General features: G+C 56.0%; 2 protein-coding genes. Both read left to right on the top strand.

Annotated elements, in window-relative coordinates; all coding sequences use genetic code 11:
• Nucleotides 1-68: 68 nt before the first annotated feature.
• Complete coding sequence (locus F4V60_RS03735) at nt 69-380, top strand: transposase (RefSeq protein ID WP_075729396.1); 312 nt, start codon at nt 69-71, stop codon at nt 378-380.
• Nucleotides 380-1,116: IS3 family transposase (locus tag F4V60_RS12505; protein WP_249041622.1), on the top strand; the 737-nt coding region annotated here is incomplete at its 3' end. The genes F4V60_RS03735 and F4V60_RS12505, both read left to right, overlap by 1 nt.

Genomic DNA, 1,116 nt, shown 5'->3' with positions numbered 1-1,116 from the left:
TGGGGTTACCCTCTTGTTGTGGACACCTAAACTAGCGGGACCACGTGGTCTTGCGGAAGGATGTTCATATGGGACAACGACGTCGATTCACCGAGGAGTATCGCCGTGATGCGGCCAGCATCGTTATCGATACCGGCCAGACAATCAAAGCGGTCGCTGACCAGCTTGGCCTTGGTGAGCAATCACTGGGAAAATGGGTGGCTAAAGAGCGTGCACGCCGTAGCGCCGTACAAAGTGGCCAGCCTGCCCCAGCTGATTCTGCGGCAGAGATCGCACGCCTTCGTCGGCAGGTTGCTGCCTTGAAAGCTGAAAATGAGTTCTTGGGAAAAGCCAGCGCCTTCTTCGCCGCCAAGCAACAACACCGGAACGGTTTGAGCTAATGGCTAAAGAGAGGGCGAACTATTCAATAATGATGATGGCACGCGCGTTGGAAGTATCCAGGGCAGGGTTTTATGCCTGGTTTCAGCGCCTTGGTATCGTTGGCCAGCGCCAAGCACGGCGCGATGATCTCGATGCGCAGGTGCGGTGGTTTCATGAACTGTCGCGTGGCACTTATGGTGCGCCGAGGATTACTGCTGACCTGCACGCGGCAGGGATTGTGGTGGATCGTAAAACTGTAGCAAGGTCTATGCGACGACAAGGACTTGAAGGACTGTCTACACGGTCTTTTCGGGTTTCTGGGCGCAGGAAACAGGCCGAATGCCGGCATGGGGATTCATGCGAGCGCACCTGGGATAAAGGCCGTTTGGATGCGGTGTGGGTAACGGATTTTACGTATCTGCGCTGTGGTGAAGGCTGGGTGTACCTGTGTGCGATTCGTGATGGGCATTCGCGTCGGGTCTTAGGATTTTCTATGGGTCCGAAGCAGGATACGGACTTAGTAGTTACCGCCCTAGATAAGGCCCGTGCGTTGCGTGGTGAGCTGCCGGGTCAGGTAGTGCTGCATGCTGATCGTGGAACGCAATTTACCAGTGCGAAGCTCAATGACGCCACCGTTGCTGCAGGGGTGCGGATGTCGATGGGTAAGACCGGGGTGTGCTGGGATAATGCGATGGCCGAGTCATTTTGGGCGACGTTGAAAGTCGAGTACTTCTACCGCCATGCCTTCGCAACCAG

The sequence above is a fragment of the Corynebacterium flavescens genome, from assembly GCF_008693105.1.
GTDB classification, from domain to species: domain Bacteria; phylum Actinomycetota; class Actinomycetes; order Mycobacteriales; family Mycobacteriaceae; genus Corynebacterium; species Corynebacterium flavescens.
Note: the sequence above shows the minus strand (reverse complement) of the source record. Positions and strands in the feature narration are given on the sequence as shown.